The organism is Gammaproteobacteria bacterium, from assembly GCA_015709635.1.
Taxonomy (GTDB): Bacteria; Pseudomonadota; Gammaproteobacteria; order Burkholderiales; family Nitrosomonadaceae; genus Nitrosomonas.
Genome location: CP054180.1, coordinates 1335730 through 1351887, shown reverse-complemented (window position 1 = coordinate 1351887; position 16158 = coordinate 1335730). Strand labels below are relative to the sequence as shown.

Below are 16158 nucleotides of genomic sequence, written 5' to 3'. Positions count from 1 at the left end.
AAAAAATGATGTTTATGAGAAAATCAGGAATTTATCTGGTCAATTGCAGGCATCATATCATCTCATACCGAAGTCCATTAGGAATAAAGAAGGATGTTGGACGTGTTTGTATTCATTTGATCTTCCTTCAAAAGAATCTATTTCATTAGTATCACATAAACTTCAAACTTTAACTAGGGCCTGTTAACACTACCTAAGTGCTTCGACGATGAGAGCGAAATGGATGAATGAGAGAAAAATGACATCCAGTTTGTCGAATCTGGAGAATATTCGACGGAATCCCTTGAGTCTGCGGAATAATCTTTCGATCTCATTGCGTTTTTTGTACATGGCGCGGTCATATTCCCAGAGCTCCAGCCGATTAGTTTTGGGTGGGACAACCGGGATATAACCGAGCTCCAATGCAAGCTGTCTGGTTTGATCACCCTCATAAGCGCGATCCATCAGCAGATGAGTAGGAGAAGAGACGGGGCCGAGTGCTAACAGGAGTTGTCGTCCTTCCGGTGCGTCATGTGTATGCCCCGGAGATAAGGAAAAGTTATGGCTGTTCTGGTATCTGCGGCAACCAGATGAATTTTAGTGGTCCAGCCACCTCGGGATTGCCGATGGATTGCGGGCCGTTTTTTTTTAATGCACCAGTACCATCAGGGTGCACTTTGATGCTGGTGCTATCCATCGAAACGGCTTCAATCTTGATGCGAATGATTTGTTGATGCTGCAGCTGCTCAAAAACTTTTTGAAGCACGCCGCTTTTCGCCCATCGATTCATTCGAGTGTAGATGGTATGCCAATTACCGAAACGCTTGGGTAGTCCGCGCCACTTGCAACCATGCTCGGTAACATACAGAATAGCATTGAGAATTTGTAGATTGGAATGACTGACATTGCCACGCTGGCGCGGCATGCAGTGTTCGATCTGTTGATATTGAGTTTCGGTGATTTCCATCACCGTATTATATCAAATAGTGTTAACAGGCCCTAATTAGTCATCCCTGCAAAACACTTAGAGCCTGCATGAACTGCAGGAATCATCAAATTTTAGACGGCATTGATCCCTGAGAATTTATACTATTCGCATCAAAACACTGAGAGAATCAAGAGGAACTGAAATGCCGACCGATGATTTTTTCCGAGCGCGTCTCGATCAGATAATTGATCTGCGTCATCCCCTGGCAGTGCTGTCGAATCGACTGCCGTGGGCTGATATTGAAGCAGCACTTGTCCCTGCTTTTGAGCGTAAAAACCGTCAGGGTGAAGTGTTGGAGATCAACGACTCTTTTTGGCACAACATTGGCGATTGCCAGTGGGGGCGTGAGCACTGCGGGTCGCCCCGCTTGCCGATCCGGTTGATGGCATCGTTGCTGTATCTGAAGCATGCGTTCAACCTCAGTGACGAAGAGCTGGTGGTTCGCTGGCCGGAGAATGTGGTGTGGCAGTATTTCAGCGGCGAGGAATATTACACATCGAAGTTGCCGTGTGATGCCACCCAGATTGGCCGTTTCCGCACCGCCATTGGTGAAGCTGGTGTTGAGAAGCTGCTGAAGGCAACGATTGACACTGCGGTGCACACCAAGGCGGTCAAACCGGCTGAATTCAAACGAGTGATTGTTGACACGACAATTCAGGAAAAGGCAATTGCGCATCCGGTGGATAGCCGGTTACTGGAAATTGCTCGCGGCAAGATTGTGCAAGCAGCCAGACGGGCTGGCATCACCTTGAAGCAAACCTACGCCAAAGAAGGCAAGGCGCTGCGCCGAAGGGCAGGCGGCTATGCCCACGCCAGGCAATTGCGGCGTCTGCACAAAACCGTTAAACGCCAACGCACGATCCTTGGTATCGTGCTGCGGGAGATCCAGCGCAAACTGGCAACCGTGACGACGGTCTGTGCCGCATCGCTGCAGCAATTGACCACGCTATTGGAACGGGCAGGACGGATTCATAAGCAGCAACAAGGACAATAACAAACTCTATGCATTGCACGCACCGGAAGCCGAATGCATCGGCAAGGGCAAAGCACGCAAACCTTACGAGTTCGGAGTTAAAGCCGGCATTGCTGTTACGCACAAAAGCGGCCTGATAGTCGGTGCCAGAACCTTTCCTGGCAATCCCTACGATGGTCATATTCTCCACCAACAGCTCGAACAAACGCACAGGCTACTCGAAGATACCGGATCAATACCGAAGCAGGTTATTGCCGATCTCGGGTTCCGGGGAGTGGATGCTGACAATCCGGCAGTGGAAATCATCCATCGCGGCAAGTACAAGTCGCTGACGAAACCGCAGCGGCGCTGGCTCAAGCGCCGGCAGGCCGTGGAACCTGCAATCGGGCATCTGAAGTCGGATCACCGAATGAATCGCTGCTGGTTACCAGGTCAGTTGGGTGATGCACTGCACGCTGTGTTATGTGCGGCTGGCTACAATCTGCGCTGGCTGATGAGAGCTATACACCGTTTGGGCATCAAGAATTCTTTATTGCGACTTGCGCTGCTGCAACTGATCAACACCTTTTACACAAAACGTTCGTTTGTCGGCATGACTGTGTGAATTTTGCAGGGGCGACTAAATAATCCGCTGAAGCGGGTTTGAAAGAATTTGCTATTTTTTTAATCTCTACCGGGTTTATCGCCTCTTAGGACGGACCGTTCATTGGCATTCATACCTGACAGCGCCATTGCGATGTAGTATAAAATCAAATTAGGAAGCGGTGTGTTTCCGCAGAGCGGTTATGCGATCAAATAATTGGAAGGAACAAATATGTCTCGATCACTTTTTATTCTTATCGTCTTTGCTGCAATGCTCCAAGGGTGCGTCACCTCCAGAGAGGTGTTTCTGGCTGATGGAACCAGAGGACACAACATCAACTGCAGCGGCTCCGGATTGAATTATAGCTATTGCCTTGAGAAAGCGGGCGAGATCTGCGGTGCGCGCGGGTATCACCTGCTGAATCAGCAAGGCGATGTTGTTCCTTTCTCTCAAGCAATCAGTGAGTTTGATGCAAATACACAATTAGCATCAGTCGGATATTCGACATATTCCGCTACAACAATCACGCGGAATCTATTTATCAAATGCAAATAAGTGGAGGTAACTTATGAAAGTCGAGGTGACAGTTGAATTAGAGATAAGTCTGCATAAAACCAGTATTGCGGACATCAAGAAATTACTGGAAGAAATGATGGATCCCAAAAAATTTGATGCCTTAGAAGCGATCAGAATAAAAGATGTAAAAATAGGGGAATAGATTATCTTTCAATGCCAATTGAGAGGGATTCCGCTGTAATTTTGCACCGACAATCAGATTGCGATATTCATTTTTCCGGATCTGTGTTTTCTCCTTTTCTTTACCATCGAGAATGACAGCGCCGGCAATAACGCTGGCGGTGTTGCCAAAATATCGCGCCAATCTGAGTACAATGTCGATAGTGATTTCACGGCGTTCCGCACAATATCATTTCTTGTCGGTGTGATCGCACGTAATCCAATACCGCCAGCAAAACCGGCGGTATTGGATCTCACACAACAACACAAGCACAAACCTAAAAAGATGTTGACTATAGTTCGCCATGCCAGCTATTCAGCATGGCTTCACTTTTAAAACAATCCCAGATATAACCAGCGGTGGCTGAAATCATCATTAGTTTTAGCATGAGCATCACCGCCACTTCCGGAATAATCCAGTTGGATTTGAGAAAAGTCGCTGAGATTGAGCGCACGCGCGGTACTGCGCAAGGTAAAGCTATAGTTGTTCGTCGCATTTTGATCAGCACTGCAGCTTTGGCTGCTCACTAAGGCTTCACTGGTATCGGTACCGTTCTTCAGGTAACTGACTTCTTCTTCGCTTACTTTGACATCGTTGGAAACAGCAATCACTCTCAGGGTGTTGGTAATGCTTTCGTCGGCAATATCAAAATACACGCCATGCAAATTTTTCATGCTGCCGCCCGCTTGCTTGACTTTGAAAAACAAAGAACCGTTTGCCATTTCTTCGATCGTTACCCATGCCACCGGTTTTGTTTGTTGTTGTGCTGTCGTACCGTTAACTAAGAATGATATTGTTGCCATGATCGTCTCCTGAATTTAATCCTGTAATGACTACCCTTATTCAGTAGTCGCTGTTGTTGTGAACACAGGAGTAACTATAAACTCAGAAACCAACCCAATTGTGGAGACAATGCAAACTCTTTGTTAAATGTCAGTCAAAATTAACAAAATAAGCGGCAATGTAGTGCAAGAATATTGAATATCCTAATGATTAATAACATCATTCATAAAATGTGCAGGGGTATGAATTGTTACTCGGAGAAAAATTCACGCGCTTTATCCATCCATGATTTTGCCCGTGGACTGTGCCGGGAACCGTCTTTTAGTAAAGGAGCCGATATTGCATTCGATACGATTGATCACAAAGCTGTCAGCAGAATGACGAATACGGCGCACCATCTGGACGACCCGAATGTGCTTTTTGTTGCCCGGTAGTTTTTGTATTGAAGGGGATCATGTCAATTTGCCTTTTTGAGTTGAGATTATGCGGAGCAGTTCGGCAATTGCATATCAATTCATTACGCACCGGTATCGGATGCGGCAGGCCGCCCGGCGTATTCGGGATTGCTGCTGTTCAAGATGCTGCTGACAGGAATCTGGAATGGAGGTTTAAGTGATGAATCGGTGGAAGACATGGCGAATTCGAATCTGCATGTGATGCGATTTCCAGGATTGTCGCTGGAAGACGATGTGCCGGACCACTCAGTATTGTCGCGCTTCAGAACGCGATTAACGGCGGCAGGCGCTTGGGATGGTTTGTTAACGCGGATAAATGAGCAAATACAAGCGCACGATATCGCGGTCAGAAAAGGCTGTCATGTCGATGCGAGCATTACGCAAAGTCCGCGTAAACCTAAAACCCGGCCTGCTTATGAAGTGGTGAATGACCGGGAAGAACGGGATGATGAGCCGGATACCCAAGTGGCGATGCGGGTTATTGAGGTGACCCAACCGGGCGTGGATACTGAGGCACGTTGGGTCAGGAAAGGTGGCCAATCGGTCTTTGGTTATAAACAACACACGATGGTCGATAGCGCCGGGTTGGTCATGGCAGTAATCACCACCGCAGCCAATGCCACGACAGTAAGCCGCTGCTGGATCTGCTCGACAAAGCCAATGTTCAGCCGGGAGTCCGCATTCATGCCGACAAGGCCTATAGCAGCCAGAAACATCGCGATGCTTTGAAATCACGCGGTATTAAAAATGGCATTCAGGATAAGGCCACAAAGAATAACCCATTGGCGCGTCGACAGTTGCAGCGCAATAGTCTGATCACGAAATCCCGCTATGTTGTTGAACGCACCTTCGGCAGTCAGGCACGTTGGTTCAATGCTAAAATCCTGCGTTATCGCGGTCTGGCCTTGGCGCATGCCTGGCATATGCTATTGGCGATGGCGTATAACCTGAAAAGGTTACCCAAACTCTTTGCCGATCGTCGAATGATGACGCAAATATAGGAATACTGCATCCTCTCAACCGGAAATGGCCGGTTGAGTGTGATTATTCCTGATTCATGTGCAAAAAAATAGTTAAAAAACACCCGATCTCCTTACAAATAAACCCAGAATTACACCGGAATGATAAGGTTACGACCTTTTGCAAAGGTCTCCCCGAGTACAAGCCACGCGTGACATTGGCTTGCACTCATTGATTTTGGGGCTGTAGTAGATCAGGTTAAATCTGAGTCCAAAGTTTGAGTATTTTTAGTTGTTGTTTAAGTGTTCCATAATTGAATCTGAATTCGCATTCTTTGAGAAACAGTGGAATGATTCTTTAGGAATGCCATTGTATTTTCTTAAGACGCATTTAGCCTGATTCCAAAAGTTCTCAATGCCATTGATGTGATTCTTACCTTGAGCAAAGAGTGTGGAATGATTGATCCGTTCATGGTAAAAATGATTCACATCAAGCGCATTGTAACTGCGATAATAATCTGTATAAACTACGCTGTCAGGTGCTATTTTTCTAGTAATGAGCGGCATCGACGTTTCTGTCTTGGTATCTCCAACGACCTTCGTGTAGACCTTGCCACCACGTTTTAATATGCCAAACACCGCAACCTTACCTGCAGCGCCTCGATCTCGTTTACCTTTACGGATACCGCCAAAGTAGCTTTCATCCAACTCCACCACACCATCAAAGATTTCGTGAGATTCCTGTTCCAAATGGTAAACAATTACTTCGCGTATTTTGCGATAAAACAGGACTGCACTATTCGGTTGTCCAGTATATCGGCTGCCGATCTTGCTGTAACCTCCAACACAAAGTATTCCAGCAGCTTTAATTGTGTTTTCTTTAATAATCTACAATAGCTTATCTTCATTCAATTAGCTTAGCATCTAAGCTAATCTACTACAGACCCTAATTTTTTATAAGAGTTAAAACATGCACGTATGGCATGAAATCAGTGCACAAATTTCCGCCGTGACCGGTAAACCATTCCAGGTCAAAGAATCCCACCCGACCAGCGGCGGTTGCATCAATCAAACGTATTGTATAGCCAACGAATCGCAGTGTTTTTTTGTGAAACTGAATTCCGCGGATAATCTTGATATGTTTGCAGCGGAATCCGCCGGTCTCGAAGAAATCCGGCAATCGGCTGCGATACGTGTACCGCGGCCCATTTGCTACGGACACAACGATGAGATGGCATGGCTGGTGCTGGAATATCTCAATCTCAGCCAAAGTGCGCGTGGCAAAGCATCCGTTCTGGGCGAACAGCTGGCTGCCATGCATCGCGTGACTTCTTCGCAGTACGGCTGGTATCGCGACAATACCATCGGACAAACGCCGCAAATAAATTCATTTTCTTCCGATTGGGTAGAATTCTGGCGCACGCAACGATTGGGGTATCAACTCAATCTGGCACAACGGAATGGATTCATCGGGAGGTTACAAACATTGGGCAAGCAGTTATTAAACGATCTGGATAAATTTTTTACCGATGCGCCGCCCTCTCCATCGCTGTTGCACGGCGACCTGTGGAGTGGCAATTATGACTATGATGATAGCGGAAATCCGGTATTATTCGATGCTGCAGTCTATTACGGCGATCGCGAGACGGATATTGCCATGACCGAACTTTTCGGCGGCTTCCCAGCCGATTTTTATTCCGCTTACCGCTATAATTATCCGCTGGATTCCGGTTATAATACCCGTAAACACGTTTATAACCTCTATCATATTCTGAACCACTTGAATCTTTTTGGCAGCGGTTATCGCCATCAAGCCGAACATACAATAAATACGTTGCTTGCTGAAATTCATTAATATACTGATACATTATTTATTTACTCAAAACCATACAAACCAATCTCACTGATCTCATGAATTTTTCTTGTTACGATAACCGCTCATGACCAAGTATGTCTTTGTGACTGGTGGTGTTGTTTCCTCCTTGGGTAAAGGGATTGCTGCCGCATCTCTGGGTGCGTTGTTGGAATCGCGCGGTCTTAAAGTCACCATGCTCAAACTGGATCCCTATATCAACGTGGATCCCGGGACCATGAGTCCGTTCCAGCATGGTGAAGTGTTTGTCACCGAGGATGGCGCTGAAACCGATCTGGATTTGGGTCATTACGAACGTTTCATCAGCACGCGCATGACGCGGCACAATAACTTCACCACCGGTCAGATTTATGAAAGCGTGATTCGCAAGGAGCGGCGCGGTGATTATCTTGGCGGCACAGTGCAAGTGATTCCGCATATCACCGATGAAATCAAACGCTACATTCAAATGGGTGTAGGCGATGCGCAGATTGCGATTATTGAGATCGGCGGCACGGTCGGCGATATCGAGTCACTGCCGTTTCTGGAAGCCATCCGGCAAATGGCGGTGCAAAATCCGCGCACCGATACCTGTTTCATCCACCTCACCCTGTTGCCTTATATCGGTTCGGCCGGTGAATTGAAAACCAAACCGACCCAACATTCGGTCAAGGAATTGCGCGAAATCGGTATTCAACCCGATGTTTTATTATGCCGCTCGGATCGCGAGGTGCCGAAAGAAGAGCGCAGAAAAATAGCACTCTTCACTAATGTTCAGGAAGAAGCGGTTATTTCCGCGATCGATGTCGACAGTATCTATAAGATCCCGGGATTACTGCATGAACAGATGCTCGACGAAATTATCTGCCATAAGCTGAGTATCCTAGCCAAACCTGCGGATTTAAGCGTGTGGAAGAAGCTGGTGCATGCGCTGGAGCACCCGAAACACACCGTCACCATCGCCATTGTCGGCAAATATGTCGATCTGACCGAATCGTATAAATCGCTGTCCGAGGCTTTGATTCATGCCGGTATTCATACCAACAGCCGGATTAATATCGCCTATATCGACTCCGAAACAATCGAAAAAGAAGGTACGGACAGCTTGGTTGACATGGATGCGATCCTGGTTCCCGGTGGCTTCGGTAAACGCGGTGTAGAAGGGAAGATTATGGCGATCAATTTCGCCCGCACCCACCGCATCCCGTACTTAGGCATTTGCTTGGGTATGCAACTGGCCGTCATCGAATATGCGCGCAATAAAACCGGCATGAAAGGTGCGCATAGCACGGAATTCAATCCGGATACCCCCTACCCGGTGATCGGTTTGATCACCGAATGGCGCACGCGCGACGGGCAAATCGAAACGCGCGATGAAAATTCCGATATCGGCGGCAGTATGCGTCTGGGTGGGCAGGAATGTATGTTGAAAAAAGATTCGCTCGCCTGGAAAACCTATGGGGTGGATACCATTATCGAACGCCACCGCCATCGTTATGAAGTCAACAGCTTTTATATTCCTAAATTGGAAAAAGCGGGGCTTTGCATCAGCGGCTTTTCCAAGGAAGAGAATTTATGCGAAATGATCGAACTTCCTGAAGCTGATCACCCGTGGTTTCTCGGTTGCCAATTTCACCCGGAATTCACTTCAACGCCGCGGCTCGGTCATCCGCTGTTCAGATCCTACGTGCAGGCCGCTATCCGCTTTGCTAATGAACGCCACCAGCATGCCGGGGACGAAAAAATACATGCCGTGCACAACAATTGATCCACCGGATTCCAGTAGTAAAACTTAAAAAATAATCGTCAACACAGGGAAATGTAGTATGAGCGCAATAGTAGATGTTATCGCTCGCGAGATTCTTGATTCTCGCGGTAATCCAACCATTGAAGCGGATGTTCTGCTCGAATCCGGCGTGCTCGGGCGCGCCTCGGTTCCATCCGGAGCATCCGTCGGTACGCGGGAGGCAATGGAATTACGCGATGGCGATGCGCAACGTTACTCCGGCAAAGGCGTGCTCAAAGCTGTGGAAAATGTGAATACTGAAATTTCCGAAACATTAATGGGACTGGATGCCACCGAGCAGAATTTCATCGATCAGGAAATGATCAACTTGGACGGTACCGAAAACAAATCCAGACTCGGCGCCAATGCGATTCTTGCAGTATCGCTTGCAGTTGCCAAGGCAGCTGCGGAGGAATCCGGCCTGCCATTGTACCGCTACCTCGGCGGCGCGGCTTCGATGTCGATGCCGGTGCCTTTGATGAATTTGATCAATGGCGGTGCACACGCCAACAACAACATCAACATGCAGGAATTCATGATCGTGCCGTTGGGAATTGCCGATTTTCGCGATGCCATCCGCTGCGGCGCAGAAGTTTTCAGCACGTTGAAGAAACTCATCCATGGCAAAGGCATGCCGACCACTGTCGGTGACGAAGGTGGATTCGCGCCCAATCTGGAAAACAATGAAGCCGCATTGCAACTGATCGTTCAAGCCATTGACCAGGCCGGTTACCAACCTGGTAGAGATGTCGCCATCGGTATCGACTGTGCCAGCTCGGAATTCTACCAGGACGGCAAATACCACTTGGCATCCGACGGCTTGCACCTGACGTCCGAACAATTCGCCGATTATCTGGCGTCGTGGGTCGATAAATACCCGATCATCAGTATCGAAGACGGTATGAGCGAACTGGACTGGGCCGGATGGGAACTGCTGACCGCCAAGTTAGGCAAATCGATTCAATTGGTCGGTGATGACATCTTCGTCACCAATACAAAAATCCTGCAGGAAGGTATCAAGCGCGATATCGCCAATTCCATTCTGATCAAGGTCAATCAAATCGGTACATTGACCGAAACCTTTTCAGCGATTGAAATGGCGAAATGCGCCGGCTATACCGCCGTCATCTCGCACCGCTCCGGTGAAACCGAAGATACTACCATCGCGGATATCGCGGTCGCCACCAACGCCTTGCAAATTAAAACCGGCTCAATGTCCCGTTCCGACCGGCTCGCGAAATACAATCAATTGCTGCGGATTGAAGAGGACCTGGGAGATTCGGCAAGTTATGCCGGCCGGAGAGCGTTTTACCAGCTCAAATAATGAAACTGCTGAGTTTCATCCTGCTCCTGTTGATTGCTGCAATGCAATATCCGTTATGGCTTGGTAAAGCGAGCTGGCTAAAAGTCTGGCAAGTGGATCAGGAAGTAATCGCGGCGCGGGCGGAAAACTTGCAACTGCAAAATCGTAATAATAAGCTCGAGGCCGAAGTCAATGACTTGAAACAAGGCCTCGAAGCCATCGAAGAACGCGCCCGCAGCGATTTAGGCATGATCAAGGAAGGCGAGATACTCTTTCAGATCGTCAGGAATTCCCAGCAAAAGCCAGCGCAATAATTTCCGTGAACTCCTCGGAAAATTAAGCGCCTAAAATCAAACCGGGCGGTTGCGAGCCGAGCAGCACCGGATCATCCGGTCATTAGATAATTTCACCTATAATTCGCTTGAAAAGCGGCAAGTGATTCATATATCAGACTCGTTTCGTTTTGAATTAGATAAAAACCATGGAGTAAAAAATGAAAAGAATCATTCTCTTTTTAGCAACCAACTTGGCGATCGTCGTCGTATTGAGCATTACGTTACGGTTACTCGGTGTTGAGAAAATACTGGATGCACAAGGAACTGGCTTGAATATCAACTCGCTGTTGGTATTCGCAGCGGTATTCGGATTCGGCGGTTCTCTGATATCGCTTGCGCTCTCCAAATGGACTGCTAAGCGTTTTACCGGCGCACAAATCATCGAAATGCCACGCAATGCACAAGAACACTGGCTGGTTACCACAGTACAACGCCAAGCGCAAGCAGCCGGCATCGGCATGCCGGAAGTGGCGATTTACGATGCGCCGGACGTCAACGCTTTTGCTACCGGCATGTCACGGAACGATGCACTGGTTGCAGTCAGTACCGGTCTCCTGAATACCATGAGTCAGGATGAAGCCGAGGCTGTATTGGCGCATGAAGTCAGTCATATCGCCAACGGCGATATGGTCACACTGGCGTTGATCCAGGGCGTCGTCAACACATTTGTCATCTTCCTGTCGCGTGTTATCGGTCATACCGTGGATCGCGTCATCTTCAAAACGGAAGAAGGCCATGGCCCCGCTTTCTGGGTTACCAATATCATTGCTGAAATCGTGCTCGGCGTGCTGGCCAGCATCATCGTCATGTGGTTCAGCCGTCAACGCGAGTTTCGCGCCGACGCCGGCGGAGCAAGTTTAGCGGGAAGGGAAAAAATGATTGCCGCCTTGCGGCGCCTGCAGATGATTCATGAACCAGCGCATTTGCCCGATCAACTGGCTGCTTTCGGTATTTCCGGCGGCAGTAACGGATTTTCACGCTTGTTCATGTCGCATCCGCCTTTGGAAGAAAGAATCGCGGCTTTAGAGATGCAGTAATAAGCAATCTTCACGTTAATGGGTATAAAAAAACGCCGTACGATTACTTCGTGCGGCGTTTTATAATTTTATGTTGCGGCGGTTGCCGCTTTGCCAAAACCAGTCAAAAAACTTTGCAGCTATTATCAGTAGGAAGTTTCCCGTGAAAAATCTTGCCAGATAAAAGGCGGATTAACCGATGGTTTAGTAGGAATCAGAAAAGTAGCTGCATCCAACACACCCACCAAGGTGCGCCCGACAGAATGCATCACTCCCATTCCCAGTCCGATGGTAATACCGTAAACCGGCCCGTCTTTTTGACTGGTTAAAATAATATTCTTGGGTAACTCCAACCAGCCAGTTACTACATTGGCAACACCACTCGCGAGTTTCTCAGCCGAGTTATTCACATAACTATCGGAAGCGACAGCCTGGGACGAGAAAAGGAACAATATTGAAAGCACCAAAGACAGTTTAACAATGCTCCTCATTAAAAAATCTCCTTTATATAGTTTTAGAAATTTTAGCAATTGATTTTTGCTCAACATAGAAAATAAGCAAAAATTCCCCAGCAGTTTACCTCTTCACAGCTCATCAGACAAATCCATGCTCATAAAAGGGATTGTGCATAAACGAGCGGATTATCAGCATCAAGACGCGCTGAAAAAGAAATTTCCTCAAAAACCCAGTGGAAATGTCGATAACCATGCTCCTGGCAAACAGGCAATCCACGGAATTCTACCGATCATAATCCGATTGATGTCATTGGAGGAGTATCACAACATGGAAGGACTTATCGTTGAACCATCCAGAACTTACCAAAAATTGCTGTCAACTGCGATTGAATCGGGCGGACTAGGAACCAAGCAGGTATCAACCGGTAGTGAGGCGCTATCGCTACTGCAGAAACAGCCTTTTGATCTGGTTTTCATCGCCACTCACTTGCAAGATATGGATGGTCCCATGTTTTCGTCGCAATTGCGCGCCGATTCCCGCACCCGGCAAATTCCGCTGGTGATGATTACCGCAAATGATGATAAGCAATTCCAGGATGAGGCGTTTTCCGCCGGTGTCACCGAAATATTTTGCAAGCACGAACTGGATAAAATTACCAGCTACACCGTGCAGTTCTCCAGAAAACGATGCAGCAAGGCAATGAGCGGGCGAATTTTATACCTTGACGACAGCTCATACATGACAAGCACAGTAACCTCGTTGCTCTCGGATTGCGGCTACACGGTCGATCATTTCAGCAATGGCGAGGAAGGATTACAAGCATTCCAGGATCATGATTACGATCTGGTGCTCGCCGACACTTTGCTGAAAGGAAAATTCAACGGCCAGGCGATTGTAAAAACAATCCGCAACCTTGAAAACGATAGAAGAAATGTACCGCTGCTGGTCTTCTCGGTTCTTGACGATGCGACGCACAAAGTGGAATTGCTGCGTTCCGGTGTCAATGATTACGTCAGCAAACCGCTAATCCAAGAGGAATTGCTGGCACGAATCAATACGCTGATCAGTAATAAGAAACTGTCAAGCAAGGCAATCTCGCAATTGGCTCAAATGCACGAACTGACGATGAAAGATCCGCTCACCGGTTTATATAACCGCCATTTCTTGCTGGAAACGGCGCCATCGAAACTGAGCGAAGCTGCCCGGCATAGCATTCCATGCAGCCTGATTATGATCGACATCGATCGGTTCAAATCCATCAATGAAAAATTCGGTCTTGCCAGCGGAGATAAGGTATTGAAGGAAATAGCCGCGATACTCACCGGTTCTGTTCGCAGAGAAGATATCGCTGTCCGTTATGGCGAAGAGGAATTCGCGCTGCTGCTGCTTTATTGCGATATTTCCGGCGCGGCGGTTATCGCCGGAAAAATACGCCAATCGATCGAGAATCTGCAACCATCCGGTATCGATATCACCGCAAGTCTGGGCGTAGCCGAATTGCAATCCAATTCATGCAATGGCTTCACCGATCTGTTGAGAGCCGCCACGGAAGCGGTCGAGCGGTCTAAATCCGGCGGATGTAATCAGGTTTTCGTATACCATCCATAATACAATCTCGGGTTTCCGCATCCGCTAGGCGGAATTCTGCTCCAGCATGGCAATTGCATGACTCTCGATGTAACGCTGATATTTCTTTTCCTTGATGGCATCGACATGCACCAGAATCAGCGCATCGACGCAGTTTGAGAATTGCGGATCGATATTGAATCCCAGAAATTCGCAACCGCCCGGTTCGCATAATTCCACATATTGTTTATACAGTACCGGCACCTTGACACCGGATACATCGAGTTTTTCTTTCAGCAATGCCACGGCATTCTTATACTCCGCTTCACCGATAATATTGCGGTAAGCCGCAAAATCCGATACCGCGTCAAATTCGAACGGCAGCCTTGATGCGGCCAGCTGCTCGTTGTTACCGAACAAGGTGTGATAGAAACTGGCGATCGCCTGTTGCGCCGGTTTAGGTAGTGACGTACTCATCGACACCGGCCCGATCAAGTAACGTATTTGCGGATGCTGATGCAAATAGGCGCCAATACCGTACCACAAGTAATCCAGACTACGCTTGTTCTGGTAACGAGGCTGAATGAAACTACGGCCCAGCTCGATGGATTGCTCCAAATATGGCAGGAAACCGGGACTGAACTCAAACAAACTGTGCGTGTACAACCCATCCGCACCGCGCGTTTTGAGAATTTCCGCCGCTTCGCCGATACGATACGAACCGATGATCTCAAGTTCGTCTTCGTCCCACAAAATCAAGTGGCGGTAATAGCGATCGTAACTGTCGATATCCAGCGCGTTACCGGTACCCTCCTGCACCTGGCGGAACGACAGTTCGCGCAGGCGGCCGATTTCGCGCATCACGCTGGAATTCGGTAAATAATCGAACAGATAAATGTGCTTGCCATCCTGCGTTTTGCCGATCAGTTGCGACGCTTTCAATTCCTTGCGGATCTGTTTGGTACGTACCGGATGAATGATGTTCTCGATCGGTTTGAACAGCTCTTTTTTCTTTTTCTTGCCGAGCAAATAGACTTGCTTGCGCATCAGTTTGGCCACGTCTTTTTTCGACAAATCCATCGCCGCAATCGATTCCCACGGAATCGGCTTGCCGATGCGGAACGAAATCTCACCGCCCTGCTTGTTGAACATCTCGTTGACCAGCATCATCGTACCGAGCGGTTTGTAGATACTCGATAGCCCGTAAAACACCGCGGAATTCTTGCCGCCGATATGCACCGGCACAATCGGCGCTTGGGTTTTCTTCGCCAGCGAAATAAAGCCGGATTTCCATTTGCCATCACGCACGCCAAGCGGTGAAATACGCGACACTTCACCAGTGGGAAACACGATCACCGCTTGTTCCGCCTCCAGCGCGGCGACAATCTGATTCATGTTGTCGCGGTGCTTCGCCACGCTGGAAAAATTATCCACCGACAGAAGCAAACTTCTCAGCGGATCGATACAATCCAGCAAGATCGTCGCCACGATTTTCACATCGGTACGAATTTCCGACACCAGTTTCAACAACGCCAAGCCATCCAACGAACCAAGGGGATGATTAGCCACGATCAACACCCGGCGCTGATCCGGAATCCGCGCCCGGTCTTTACTGGAAACCTGGAACGAGAAATTGAAATGCTCCAGCACGGCATCGTTGAACTCCAACCCTTCCAAATGCCGGTGCGTCTCGATGAAGCGATTGATCTCATCCTGATGCAGCACTTTCTTCAATAATGAAGATGCCGCTTTCATCAGCGGCTTATCGCTCTGCACATCCGAGCCTGGAAAATAATCTTTCAACATCGCATCGACATCCAGCATTCGTTGACTCCACTATGAAATTGATTGATGAGTACGATAGTGAAGTTTTGTGACAAGATGATGACAACTGAGTATTTTTATTTGATTTATTAGTAAAATTTTCTAAGAATCAAATGAGGGAGAATAAATTGACGAGAGAAACAGGTACGCAACACGACATGTTAAACCAACAACCCAATCATGATCGCCGAATGAGAATTATAGATCGACTTGACGAGATAATTGTTCAAGGTGCTAAAAACTTAGCAATTTTGAATGGAGGAGCTGTAATCGCTATGCTTGCGTCTGTTCAGGCTTTGATTAACAAACCTGAATACTTATGCTTATGCTTCAAAACATATGCACTTAGAGCCTTAATCTGTTTCCTTTTAGGTGCTTTTCTTGCTGCCATAACTTTCTTCTTTCATCATGGCTATGTTTATCGCACATACCAAGATACAAATACGCAAATGAAGTGGAAAAAGATAGTTTGGGGGATATTAATCACTTCCGCAACATTTGCTTTAGGCGGTGGTTCGTTTGTTACCTACGGTATCTGGAAAGCAATATAACTCTATTGTTTCC

The 16158-nt window shown here is 47.8% G+C and carries 17 protein-coding genes and 2 pseudogenes; 14 read left to right on the top strand and 5 right to left on the bottom strand.

Going from position 1 to position 16158, the window contains the following annotated elements:
* Positions 1-189: 189 nt before the first annotated feature.
* Positions 190-946: pseudogene (locus tag HRU78_06155) on the bottom strand (IS5 family transposase).
* 163 nt (positions 947-1109) lie between these two features.
* Between HRU78_06155 and HRU78_06150 the strand changes: the two are divergent.
* The 4 genes from HRU78_06150 to HRU78_06135 all read left to right on the top strand — a co-directional run bounded on the left by HRU78_06150 (position 1110) and on the right by HRU78_06135 (position 3241).
* Complete coding sequence (locus tag HRU78_06150; GenBank protein ID QOJ23285.1) at positions 1110-1961, top strand: IS5 family transposase; 852 nt, start codon at positions 1110-1112, stop codon at positions 1959-1961.
* A gap of 13 nt (positions 1962-1974) precedes the next feature.
* Entirely contained in the window at positions 1975-2544 is a 570-nt protein-coding gene (locus HRU78_06145; protein QOJ23284.1) for a transposase, read from the top strand.
* A 210-nt stretch (positions 2545-2754) separates the two neighbouring features.
* Positions 2755-3078, top strand: coding sequence for a hypothetical protein (locus HRU78_06140; GenBank protein QOJ23283.1), 324 nt, complete (start codon positions 2755-2757; stop codon positions 3076-3078).
* Between the two features lie 13 nt (positions 3079-3091).
* The gene (locus tag HRU78_06135) at positions 3092-3241 is read left to right on the top strand and encodes a hypothetical protein (protein ID QOJ23282.1); all 150 of its coding nucleotides are present in this window, start codon (positions 3092-3094) and stop codon (positions 3239-3241) included.
* A gap of 350 nt (positions 3242-3591) precedes the next feature.
* Here the strand turns inward: HRU78_06135 and HRU78_06130 are convergent, their stop codons facing one another.
* Entirely contained in the window at positions 3592-4062 is a 471-nt protein-coding gene (locus HRU78_06130; GenBank protein QOJ23281.1) for a hypothetical protein, read from the bottom strand.
* Positions 4063-4284: 222 nt separating this feature from the next.
* Between HRU78_06130 and HRU78_06125 the strand changes: the two genes are divergently transcribed.
* The 3 genes from HRU78_06125 (at position 4285) to HRU78_06115 (ending at position 5498) form a co-directional block, all read left to right on the top strand.
* Positions 4285-4476 carry a hypothetical protein gene (locus tag HRU78_06125; GenBank protein ID QOJ23280.1) on the top strand — a complete coding sequence of 64 codons (192 nt, stop codon included), beginning with the start codon at positions 4285-4287 and terminating at the stop codon, positions 4474-4476.
* A 129-nt stretch (positions 4477-4605) separates the two neighbouring features.
* On the top strand, positions 4606-5226 hold the full coding sequence (locus HRU78_06120) for a transposase (GenBank protein QOJ23279.1): 621 nt from the start codon (positions 4606-4608) through the stop codon (positions 5224-5226).
* Entirely contained in the window at positions 5133-5498 is a 366-nt protein-coding gene (locus HRU78_06115) for a transposase (protein ID QOJ24946.1), read from the top strand. Before HRU78_06120 ends, HRU78_06115 begins: the two co-directional genes overlap by 94 nt.
* Before the next feature lie 217 nt (positions 5499-5715).
* On the opposite strand, the pseudogene HRU78_06110 reads toward HRU78_06115, so the two are convergent.
* Positions 5716-6364 (bottom strand): annotated as a pseudogene (locus tag HRU78_06110) (IS1595 family transposase).
* A gap of 62 nt (positions 6365-6426) precedes the next feature.
* Between HRU78_06110 and HRU78_06105 the strand changes: the two are divergent.
* The 5 genes from HRU78_06105 to htpX all read left to right on the top strand — a co-directional run bounded on the left by HRU78_06105 (position 6427) and on the right by htpX (position 11769).
* Complete coding sequence (locus tag HRU78_06105; GenBank protein QOJ23278.1) at positions 6427-7311, top strand: fructosamine kinase family protein; 885 nt, start codon at positions 6427-6429, stop codon at positions 7309-7311.
* 85 nt (positions 7312-7396) lie between these two features.
* The gene (locus HRU78_06100) at positions 7397-9076 is read left to right on the top strand and encodes a CTP synthase (GenBank protein ID QOJ23277.1); all 1680 of its coding nucleotides are present in this window, start codon (positions 7397-7399) and stop codon (positions 9074-9076) included.
* Between the two features lie 58 nt (positions 9077-9134).
* The gene (gene eno, locus HRU78_06095; GenBank protein QOJ23276.1) at positions 9135-10418 is read left to right on the top strand and encodes a phosphopyruvate hydratase; all 1284 of its coding nucleotides are present in this window, start codon (positions 9135-9137) and stop codon (positions 10416-10418) included.
* Entirely contained in the window at positions 10418-10711 is a 294-nt protein-coding gene (gene ftsB / locus HRU78_06090; protein ID QOJ23275.1) for a cell division protein FtsB, read from the top strand. Before eno ends, ftsB begins: the two co-directional genes overlap by 1 nt.
* 179 nt (positions 10712-10890) lie before the next feature.
* Positions 10891-11769, top strand: a complete 879-nt coding sequence (htpX, locus tag HRU78_06085; GenBank protein ID QOJ23274.1) for a protease HtpX — start codon at positions 10891-10893, stop codon at positions 11767-11769.
* Between the two features lie 125 nt (positions 11770-11894).
* On the opposite strand, the gene HRU78_06080 is transcribed toward htpX, so the two are convergent.
* The gene (locus HRU78_06080) at positions 11895-12239 is read right to left on the bottom strand and encodes an exosortase system-associated protein, TIGR04073 family (protein QOJ23273.1); all 345 of its coding nucleotides are present in this window, start codon (positions 12237-12239) and stop codon (positions 11895-11897) included.
* Positions 12240-12531: 292 nt separating this feature from the next.
* Here HRU78_06080 and HRU78_06075 point away from each other — a divergent pair, with 292 nt between their 5' ends.
* Positions 12532-13812 (top strand): diguanylate cyclase, encoded by a 1281-nt coding sequence (locus tag HRU78_06075; GenBank protein ID QOJ23272.1) that lies wholly within the window; start codon positions 12532-12534, stop codon positions 13810-13812.
* Positions 13813-13836: 24 nt separating this feature from the next.
* Here the strand turns inward: HRU78_06075 and HRU78_06070 are convergent, their stop codons facing one another.
* Positions 13837-15594 carry a lysophospholipid acyltransferase family protein gene (locus tag HRU78_06070; protein ID QOJ23271.1) on the bottom strand — a complete coding sequence of 586 codons (1758 nt, stop codon included), beginning with the start codon at positions 15592-15594 and terminating at the stop codon, positions 13837-13839.
* Positions 15595-15722: 128 nt separating this feature from the next.
* Between HRU78_06070 and HRU78_06065 the strand changes: the two genes are divergently transcribed.
* Positions 15723-16145 carry a hypothetical protein gene (locus tag HRU78_06065; GenBank protein QOJ23270.1) on the top strand — a complete coding sequence of 141 codons (423 nt, stop codon included), beginning with the start codon at positions 15723-15725 and terminating at the stop codon, positions 16143-16145.
* The last annotated feature ends 13 nt before the right edge of the window (positions 16146-16158 follow it).

Coding starts and splice junctions, on each gene's coding strand:
- HRU78_06150 (QOJ23285.1), top strand. CDS start 1,110: ATGCCGACCGATGATTTTTTCCGAGCGCGTCTCGATCAGATAATTGAT.
- HRU78_06140 (QOJ23283.1), top strand. CDS start 2,755: ATGTCTCGATCACTTTTTATTCTTATCGTCTTTGCTGCAATGCTCCAA.
- HRU78_06135 (QOJ23282.1), top strand. CDS start 3,092: ATGAAAGTCGAGGTGACAGTTGAATTAGAGATAAGTCTGCATAAAACC.
- HRU78_06130 (QOJ23281.1), bottom strand. CDS start 4,062: ATGGCAACAATATCATTCTTAGTTAACGGTACGACAGCACAACAACAA.
- HRU78_06125 (QOJ23280.1), top strand. CDS start 4,285: ATGAATTGTTACTCGGAGAAAAATTCACGCGCTTTATCCATCCATGAT.
- HRU78_06105 (QOJ23278.1), top strand. CDS start 6,427: ATGCACGTATGGCATGAAATCAGTGCACAAATTTCCGCCGTGACCGGT.
- HRU78_06100 (QOJ23277.1), top strand. CDS start 7,397: ATGACCAAGTATGTCTTTGTGACTGGTGGTGTTGTTTCCTCCTTGGGT.
- eno (QOJ23276.1), top strand. CDS start 9,135: ATGAGCGCAATAGTAGATGTTATCGCTCGCGAGATTCTTGATTCTCGC.
- ftsB (QOJ23275.1), top strand. CDS start 10,418: ATGAAACTGCTGAGTTTCATCCTGCTCCTGTTGATTGCTGCAATGCAA.
- htpX (QOJ23274.1), top strand. CDS start 10,891: ATGAAAAGAATCATTCTCTTTTTAGCAACCAACTTGGCGATCGTCGTC.
- HRU78_06080 (QOJ23273.1), bottom strand. CDS start 12,239: ATGAGGAGCATTGTTAAACTGTCTTTGGTGCTTTCAATATTGTTCCTT.
- HRU78_06075 (QOJ23272.1), top strand. CDS start 12,532: ATGGAAGGACTTATCGTTGAACCATCCAGAACTTACCAAAAATTGCTG.
- HRU78_06070 (QOJ23271.1), bottom strand. CDS start 15,594: ATGCTGGATGTCGATGCGATGTTGAAAGATTATTTTCCAGGCTCGGAT.